Consider the following 8,383-nt stretch of genomic DNA (forward strand, 5'->3'; position numbering starts at 1 on the left):
TCCCCCTGCCGATACCATGGGCTGGAAACTAGCACACGACCGTGAGGTGGCCTCGTGAACGAGCAGAGCAGCCCGGAGCACGTGGTGCTCCTGGACGACCAGCACCACCCGATCGGCACGGCCCTGAAGTCGCAGGTCCACACAGAGGACACCCCGCTGCACCTCGCGTTCTCGTGCCACGTGCTCAACACGGACGGCCAGGTGCTGGTCACCCGCCGCGCGCTGGACAAGCGCACCTGGCCCGGCGTGTGGACCAACAGCTTCTGCGGCCACCCCGGCCCAGACGAGCCGTTCCAGGACGCGATCGCCCGCAGGGCCCGCCAGGAACTCGGGATGGAGGTCCGGGACCTCGCGGTGATCCTGCCGCAGTTCAGCTACCGCGCCACGGACGCCTCCGGGATCGTGGAGAACGAGTTCTGCCCGGTCTACGTGTGCCTCACCGATGCCGAGCCAGAGCCCGCCGCCGCGGAGGTCGTCGAGTACGCCTGGGTGGACCCGGCCCGCCTCGCGAGCGCCGTGGCGGACGCCCCCTTCGCGTTCAGCCCGTGGCTCGCGGAGCAGGTCGCGGACCCCCTGCTGCGGGCCGCGCTGGCCTGAGGCGGCAGCGCCGAGCTGGCAGAGCGCTCTGGTCTGAAGGGCGCGACGACGCCGCGGCGCCACGCCGTCCTCGTCCGCCGACAGCCCGCGCTACCTACATCCCGGCTGCACCACCAGCCTGGGCTACGAGCCGGACTGCCCGCGCGTCCCGCGCGTGCTCTCGTGAGAAGTCCGCGAGGATCCGCGCGGCGAGCGCGTCCGCGGACTGGGGGGGTCTGCCCGGTGTAGAGCATCCCGTCCACCTCCACGAAGGGACGCGGCGGCAGCCGACCCTTGCGGTACTCGATCCCGGCCTCCTCCAGGGTGTCCTGGAGGTACCACTTGGCCTTCCAACCGAATGCGTTGAGCTTCCCCCCCCCCGTTACCTTTTCGGCGGCGCCTGGATCGATCAGGATGAGCAGGTGCCGGCCAGCCGGTCCTCGGCATGATCGTTGCCCCCAGTCGCACTCATGATCCGGGGGGTGTTGTCACCGAGGACCGGTCTGGTGATCACGGATCGCTGATAGAGGCGGGAGCTCTTCTTCGGGAGGGCCTTTGTAACGTGGATGCCGAGCGTGATCACCTCTGAGCTGGCCAGCACGACCATGGCCTAGCTGCCCAGGAGGAACGCCATGACCACCCCAGCACCGGCCGTGTACATCGGCCTGGACGTCGGCAAGTCCGATCACCACGCCGTCGCCCTCACCAGCAACGGCGAGACGGTCTACGACAAGGCCCTGCCCAACGACGAGACTCGCCTGCGAGCCATCCTCGACGAACTCTTGAAGACCCATGGGCCCGTGCTGCTTGTCGTCGATCAGCCGGCCACGATCGGTGCCCTTCCGGTCGCCGTGGCCCAGTCATGTGCCGGTGTTGAGGTGGCGTATCTGCCGGGACTGGCCATGCGCCGGATCGCGGATCTGCACCCGGGCTCGGCCAAGACTGATGCCCGTGATGCCGCGATCATCGCCGAAGCCGCACGCACCATGCCTCATACGTTGCGCGCCATTCGCGTCGATGACGAGCAGATCGCTGAGCTGGCCATGCTCGCCGGCGCTGACGATGATCTCGCCGCCCAGATCACCGCGGCCTCCAACCGGCTGCGCGGGCTGCTGACCCAGATCCACCCGGCCCTGGAGCGGGTCCTTGGGCCGAGAATCACCCACCCGGCGGTAGCTGATCTGCTGGGCCGCTACCCGACCCCGGCCAAGCTGAAGACCGCAGGACCAGGCCATGTGCGCGCCCGGCTGTGCAAGCACGCACCCCGACTGGCAGCACCGCTCACCGAGGAGATCTTCCAGGCATTGGGCCAGCAGACCGTGGTCGTGGCTGGCACCGAGGCCGCAGCCACCGTGGTGCCGATCCTGGCCGAACAGCTCGCCGGACTGATCCACCAGCGCAACAAGCTCGCCACCCAGGTCGAAGCTGTCGTGGAGGCCCACCCTCTTCACCCGGTCCTGATCTCGATGCCCGGGGTAGGGGTCAGGACCGCTGCACGGATCCTCACCGAGGTCGTCGGCAAGGACTTCGCCGATGCCGGGCACCTGGCCTCCTACGCCGGCATCGCCCCGATCACCAGACGCTCCGGGACCTCGATCCGCGGCGAACACGCACCCCGCGGCGGCAACAAGCGCCTCAAGCGAGCCCTGTTCCTCTCGGCCTTCGCCTCCTTGCATCACCCGGCCTCGAGGGCGTACTACGACCGCAAGCGCGCTCAGGGCAAACGGCATAACCAAGCACTGATCGCTCTGGCCCGGCGCCGCACCGACGTGCTCTACGCGATGCTGCGCGATGGCACCCTGTACGAAGACCCGACCATGCCTCAGACCCCGTCGACAGTCGCCCTAGCTGTACTGACCGGGGACGTTGATCGAGTGGATGTGCCGATCTCCTAGGTAAAGAGCGTCGCGACGGACTGACGGATTTCGTCGACTGGCGACTGGCTTGGGTCAAGCGGCACTGTGAGAGCGTCCAACACCACTCCCATCACCAGGTGGTGCGTGACGAGCACGGCAGGCCTGCCTCCAGGGAGGCCTTGGTCGACATGGAAGCTCGCATCGTCTGAGTACCCCTGCCGTAAGAACGGCTCCAGGGCGTGTCGCACGTCCGGCTGGCGTGCCGCTTCAAGCCGCAGCTCGACCAGCGCAAGTGCGAGCGCGCTGTTGGCGAGGAGTCGTTCGGCTGCATAGGCGGCGTACTCCACCGTTGCCCGCTCCGGGGGGAGGGAAGCCAACTCTGCGACGCGATCCGGCTCAGGCGCGAGGCGGTTGAAGATCCTGCGGGCCATGGCCAGGAGGAGCCCTGCCCTGGAGGGGAAGTAGTTCGCGGTGGTCCCGAGGGGCACGCCAGCGGCTCTGTCTACTGCCCGATGCGTCAGCCCGCGCGACCCGTTCGCCCCCAGGACTTCCAGGGCGGCATCGGTGATCTCTGCTCGTCGTTCGGGATTGGCCACCACAGGTCGAACTCTATGGCACCAACGCATCTGTTGTGGTTCACTTAACTACAACATTCGTTGTGATTGGAGAAGGGATGCGCAAGCTCGTCTACTACGTCGCCGTGAGCCTGGACGGATTCATTGCCGACCAGAACGGCGACACGTCCATGTTCCCCGCCGAGCCTGAAACGCTGAATGAACTCTTCGCCCGCTACCCAGAGACATGTCCGCACCATCTACGAGAGGTCTTGGGCGTGACCGGAGAGCCGCGACAATTCGACACCGTCCTGATGGGCGCTCGGACCCATGAACCTGCACTCGACGCTGGCCTGACGAGCGCCTACCCGCATCTCAGGCAGATCGTCGTCAGTCATCACGAGCTGCCCGCGGATCCCACCGTCGAAAGGTGGGAAGGCAACGTTGCCGAGCGTGCCCGCGGCCTCAAGACGGAGCCGGGCAAGGACATCTGGCTCTGCGGTGGCGGCTCGCTGGCCGGCCAGCTTCTGGATCAGATTGACGAGCTGCAGCTGAAGGTCAATCCCGTGACGTTGGAGACCGGGGTGCCGCTGTTCACGGGCTCCGCTTCCCACACTTGGATCCCGGAGGGCATCGAGATACTTCCCGGCGGGGTCGTGCTGGCGAGTTACTCTCGAGCCGAGCAATGAGTCGCGCGAACGCGGCATTGACGCCCCGCCATCGCTTGATGGTGGGGCGTCTTGTTGTGGACAAGGGCTCGCCGATCAGCGAGGTCGCCGCCCGGTTCCAGGTCTCTTGGCCGACCGTGAAGCGCTGGGCAGACCGCTACCGCGCCGGCCAGTCCATGCAGGACCGCTCCTCGCGCCCGCACCACTCGCCGAGCAAAACCAGCGCGCGGGTCACCCGACGCTGCATCCAGCTCCGGCTTCGTCTCCGAGAAGGACCCGTGCAGCTCGCGTGTCGACTCGGGATCGCGCCGTCTACTGTCCACCGGATCCTGACCGACGCACACTTGAACCGGCTCGCACATGTCGACCGCGCAACGGGGGAACCCGTCCGCCGCTACGAGCACGACCACCCCGGGGCGATGCTTCACGTCGACGTGAAGAAGCTCGGCAACATCCCCGACGGCGGAGGCTGGCGCTACGTCGGCCGGCGGCAAGGCGAGAAGCACAGAGCCGCCACGCCCGACAAGCCGAGAAACAAGTACCGGGATCCGTTGATGGGCAAGGCCTTCGTCCACACCGTCATCGACGACCACTCCCGCGTCGCGTACGCCGAGATCCATGACGATGAAACAGCCCACACCGCCACCGCCGTGCTCGTGCGCGCTGTCGAGTGGTTCAACGCCCGCGGAGTCACCGTCGAGCGGGTCCTCTCCGACAATGGCGGCGCTCACCGCTCACACCAGTGGCGCGACACCTGCACCGACTTGGGAATCACGCACAAGCGCACTCGGCCGTATCGGCCGCAGACCAACGGGAAGATCGAGCGGTTCCATCGCGCCATGGCTGACGGGTGGGCCTACGCCCGCTGTTATATCAGCGAGCAAGAACGACGAGACGCCCTGCCCGCCTGGCTGCACCAGTACAACTACCACCGGCCGCACACGGCCTGCGGCAACCAGCCGCCCTTCTCACGTTTGATCAACGTCCCAGACCGGTGACGTTGATCGAAGGGGACTGCCGCACGGATAGGTGACATCTGATCTGGCTTGCCCGTTGGGCGGCCTGGAAGGATGTGCATCATGCCCGCTCCCTATCCCCAGGAGTTCCGTGACGACGTCGTCCGTGTCGCCAGGAACCGTGAACCTGGCCAGAAGCTCGCCGTGATCGCGAAGGACTTCGGGATCTCCGAGTCGTGCCTGACGAACTGGATGCGTCAGGCCGATGTCGAAGACGGTGCCCGGCCCGGCAAGACCCGGGAGGAATCGACCGAGCTGCGCGATCTGCGTCGCCGGAACCGACTGCTCGAGCAGGAGAACGAGGTCCTCCGCCGCGCGGCCGCCTACCTCTCCCAGGCGAACCTGCCGGGAAAAGGCTCTACCCGCTCGTGAGCTCGCCGGTGACGGGATCCCTGTCGCGGTGTCCTTGCGGGTCCTGAAGCTCTCCCGCCAGCCTTACTACCGCTGGAGGAAACAGCAGGTCACCGAGTCCGAGTTGGTCGAGGCCTATCGGGCGAACGCCCTGTTCGACGCCCACCTGGATGATCCCGAGTTCGGCTACCGGTTCCTCGCCGGCGAAATGGAGTCCGTGGGTCAGCGGATGTGCGAGCGGACTGCGTGGCGGATCTGCCGGGACAACCAGTGGTGGTCGGCGTTCGGGAAGAAGCGCGGCAAGAACGGGAAGCGCCCGGGACCGCCGGTGCACGATGACCTGGTCCAGCGGGACTTCACCGCGGATGACGTCAACGAGCTGTGGCTGACCGACATCACCGAGCACTGGACCGACGAGGGCAAGCTCTATCTCTGCGCGATCAAGGACGTGTTCTCCGGACGGATCGTCGGCTACTCCATCAGCGACCGGATGAAAGCGCGTCTCGCAGTAAACGCCCTGGACAACGCGGTATTTCGGCGTCGTGACACTGCCGGCTGCATCGTGCACTCGGACCGCGGAAGCCAGTTCAGGTCACGGAAGTTCGTGCACGCTCTGAACCGGCATCACCTCATCGGATCGATGGGGAAAGTCGGTGCCGCCGGGGACAACGCAGCGATGGAGTCGTTCTTCGCGCTGCTCCAGAAGAACGTCCTGGACCGCAAGCGGTGGCGGACTCGAGAGGAGCTGCGGATCGCGATCATCACCTGGATCGAGCGGACCTACCATCGACGCCGACGACAGGCGCGCCTGGGTCGATTGACCCCCATCGAATTCGAGACCATCATGAACCAGACCGTCAGCCTGGCGGCCTAACCCCAGCTGACACCTACTCGTGCATCAGTCCCTCGCACAAGTCATGGCAGGCAAGGGGATCATCCTGTCAGACTCAAGGAGTTCAGCAACTGCTTGCCGGTGATCGTCGGCGGACATCAGAAGAGTGGCCACCGCTTCTGCACCTATGTTGAACGCCCCCTCCAAGAGCTCCTCGTGCGCACGGCCGGCCACCCATTCCTTGTCACGTTGCCGCGGAGAGTCAGTACTGGGCTCCTTAAACGCGTTGACGGCATCCACCGTGGCTGCGGTGAGAGCAACGCTCTCCTGACGAAGAACACGCTGAGCGAGCAGATCGATATCCGGAAATTCCACCGTTCAGAACTAGCGCAAGGCACCTCAGACTCCGCTGAGTGAAGTGGCCCCACCGGCGAGGCCCCCTCAGACGTGGCAGAAGCCAAGGATGCACTGACGGGGGTCACTTCAGATACCCGCAGGGGAATCGGCAAGTCGATCTCTCCCCAGCTACTCCGCAAACTAGACCGATCTGCGCTCCGTCAGCTGGGCATGGTAGTTACCTCGGTTGACCAGATGTGCCCGTGTCATCGGCATAATGCTGGAAAACTGGCCTGGTGATGGCAAGTGAAAAGATGCTCGGGATCGTGGTTGATGCCCTAAGAGCGGCGAAGCAGTTCATGATTGACTCGCAGGACTTCGTATCGTCCTGGGGCGCCCTCAGTGTGGCCTTGGTGGCGCTGGTCATCGCTCTGGCGGCCTTATTGCACGACCGCCAGCAAACGACCCTCCAAGGCCTCGATTTCCGCATCATGCCGAAACGGATTGACGTGACGGAGCCCATACCCGGCAAAGCAACGCAGTTGGTCATCGGCATTCATGCGGTAGGGCCGGGCACCCGGTACGGGGTTTCCCTCCACGTATGGGGCCCCAAGGAGGCTGTCGAGGTTGTGCGGTTATCCGAGGCTCGGGAGACCTGGGGTCCGGGTGACCCGCCAATGCTCGTTGTGCTGCAGCGCCCGGGAGGACCAGCCGATGCAGAGATGGACGCAAGCTCCAAGTCGTGGAAAGCCCGGGACGTCATGGTCGGCTTGAGCTGGGCTGTCCCAGGGTGGCCCCGCGCCGGCTTACGGGACCGAGCACTCCGTGTCCACATCGCAGCGCCCGGAAAATCCTCCAGCGATGCATGGGATTGCAAATATGAGAAGTGGGCTCCCAGGCGTGACAAGTGGGTGCCGTATTACCTCGGAGGGCGTAGCGGGCACTTCGCGGAGGAACTCAAGATCGGCCTCCACACATCAAGCCAGCAGTTCGGGGCGCAGGATATTGCAGCAATTGAGGAAGCCGAGCGAGCTGAGGTCGATGAGCAATACGATCAGAAAGCACGCGAGATACGACAGCGTGCAATCGACCAAGCATCGAGCAGATCCAACTCGATACTTTGACTCTTTAGGGCCTCAAATGCTCGACAAACCCTTACGGCCTCCCGCCTCGTGAGTTGACCGGTAGCGAGACGTGTTGAAGGAGGACGAGTAGGCCTGTGGTGGGATCAGGGAGTTGGCTCGCCTTTCTGGGTGGCGCGGATGGCCGCGACGTACTGGGCGTAGCCGGCCGAGGGCGCGGTGGCGTGGTGGGCGATGGTGGCGGGGGCATAGCCGAGGGTGTCGGCGATGATCGCTACGGGAGCGTGCTTGGTGAGCTCGTGCAGGGTGCCCAGCCGGGCCGCCCGGGCGCTGAAGTGCGTGCTCAGCCGGTGCCTGAGGTGCCCGGCGCTCAGGTGCTGGCCGGGGAGACTGCTTCGGAACACCCACGGGCTGTTCGGGTGTGCTGCGGTGGCGTCGTGGCCCGGTGCGGCTGCCAGGGCGCGCCAGGGTTCATTGAGCGGGGCGGGCAGGGCGATCGGGTCGGCGCCGAGGACGAGGGTGACCAGCTCGTCGGTGACCATGACGTCCTGCCAGGTCAGCTTCACGACGTCTTTGATCTGCTGGCCGAAGACGAGCACAAGGATCGCCGCAGCACGGTCGCGGGCCGGGAGGTCGCCGCTGACGGTGACGCGGTGGAGGGCCCGGTGCTGGTCGGTGAAGTTGAGCCTGGGGCTGGTGCCGCGGCGGTGCGGCGTCATGGTCAGGGTGGGGTCGACGAGCTGGGAGGTGATGGCCCAGTTCAGGAATCCATGGGCGGTCTGGCGGGTGGTGGGCCCTTCGGTCTGCCACTGGTCCAGATGGGCTTGTTGCAGGCCGGGCATCTGGATTCCGTGGGTGGTGAGCCAGTTGAGGAAGTCGATGGCCACCGTGGTGGACTGCTTGGCGGACAGGAACGTGCCGTAGGGCACGGGGGTCATGGCCTGCAGGCGGCGTTGGTGGTGCCAGCGGATGAACCGTCGGAGGACCTTGCGGTGGTCGCCGGTGGTGACCCGGGCCAGTGCGGCGGTGGCCCAGTCGTCGTAGCGGACGGGGCTTGACCCTTGATCTTGGACACGCGGAATCCAGCACGATGCTGGGAGAAGCGAGAATCC

The 8,383-nt window shown here is 65.8% G+C and carries 8 protein-coding genes and 1 pseudogene; 6 read left to right on the plus strand and 3 right to left on the minus strand.

Features of this window, described 5'->3' with window-relative positions:
- Window positions 1-54 precede the first annotated feature (54 nt).
- Complete coding sequence (gene idi, locus FS770_RS04785; RefSeq protein ID WP_055085530.1) at window positions 55-597, plus strand: isopentenyl-diphosphate Delta-isomerase; 543 nt, start codon at window positions 55-57, stop codon at window positions 595-597.
- Between the two features lie 611 nt (window positions 598-1,208).
- Window positions 1,209-2,471: an IS110 family RNA-guided transposase gene (locus FS770_RS04790; protein WP_145010241.1), complete on the plus strand. Its 1,263-nt coding sequence runs from the start codon at window positions 1,209-1,211 to the stop codon at window positions 2,469-2,471.
- Here FS770_RS04790 and FS770_RS04795 read toward each other — a convergent pair.
- On the minus strand, window positions 2,468-3,028 hold the full coding sequence (locus FS770_RS04795) for a TetR/AcrR family transcriptional regulator (protein ID WP_342353655.1): 561 nt from the start codon (window positions 3,026-3,028) through the stop codon (window positions 2,468-2,470). The two genes, FS770_RS04790 and FS770_RS04795, sit on opposite strands and share 4 nt — an antisense overlap.
- A gap of 77 nt (window positions 3,029-3,105) precedes the next feature.
- Between FS770_RS04795 and FS770_RS04800 the strand changes: the two genes are divergently transcribed.
- From FS770_RS04800 to FS770_RS04810, 3 genes are all read left to right on the plus strand, one after another.
- Window positions 3,106-3,675, plus strand: coding sequence for a dihydrofolate reductase family protein (locus tag FS770_RS04800; RefSeq protein WP_145010247.1), 570 nt, complete (start codon window positions 3,106-3,108; stop codon window positions 3,673-3,675).
- A complete protein-coding gene (locus FS770_RS04805) occupies window positions 3,672-4,652 on the plus strand; it encodes an IS481 family transposase (RefSeq protein WP_145010253.1) in 981 nt (326 codons plus the stop codon). The genes FS770_RS04800 and FS770_RS04805 overlap by 4 nt, the downstream gene beginning before the upstream one ends.
- 81 nt (window positions 4,653-4,733) lie before the next feature.
- A protein-coding gene (locus FS770_RS04810) for an IS3 family transposase (protein WP_425323825.1) occupies window positions 4,734-5,895 on the plus strand; the annotation gives its coding sequence in 2 pieces (ribosomal slippage) (window positions 4,734-5,018 and window positions 5,020-5,895; 1,161 coding nt in all).
- A gap of 24 nt (window positions 5,896-5,919) precedes the next feature.
- Here FS770_RS04810 and FS770_RS04815 read toward each other — a convergent pair.
- Window positions 5,920-6,228, minus strand: coding sequence for a hypothetical protein (locus tag FS770_RS04815; RefSeq protein ID WP_145010256.1), 309 nt, complete (start codon window positions 6,226-6,228; stop codon window positions 5,920-5,922).
- A gap of 257 nt (window positions 6,229-6,485) precedes the next feature.
- Here FS770_RS04815 and FS770_RS04820 point away from each other — a divergent pair, with 257 nt between their 5' ends.
- Window positions 6,486-7,313 (plus strand): hypothetical protein, encoded by an 828-nt coding sequence (locus FS770_RS04820; RefSeq protein ID WP_145010259.1) that lies wholly within the window; start codon window positions 6,486-6,488, stop codon window positions 7,311-7,313.
- Between the two features lie 104 nt (window positions 7,314-7,417).
- Here FS770_RS04820 and FS770_RS04825 read toward each other — a convergent pair.
- A pseudogene (locus FS770_RS04825) lies at window positions 7,418-8,383 on the minus strand (Fis family transcriptional regulator); the annotation flags it as partial.

The organism is Kocuria salsicia (assembly GCF_007681555.1).
Classification (GTDB): domain Bacteria; phylum Actinomycetota; class Actinomycetes; order Actinomycetales; family Micrococcaceae; genus Kocuria; species Kocuria salsicia.

Excerpts from the sequence above, each read along its gene's own strand:
- FS770_RS04800 (WP_145010247.1), top strand. The coding sequence starts at position 3,106 with ATGCGCAAGCTCGTCTACTACGTCGCCGTGAGCCTGGACGGATTCATT.
- FS770_RS04805 (WP_145010253.1), top strand. The coding sequence starts at position 3,672 with ATGAGTCGCGCGAACGCGGCATTGACGCCCCGCCATCGCTTGATGGTG.
- FS770_RS04790 (WP_145010241.1), top strand. The coding sequence starts at position 1,209 with ATGACCACCCCAGCACCGGCCGTGTACATCGGCCTGGACGTCGGCAAG.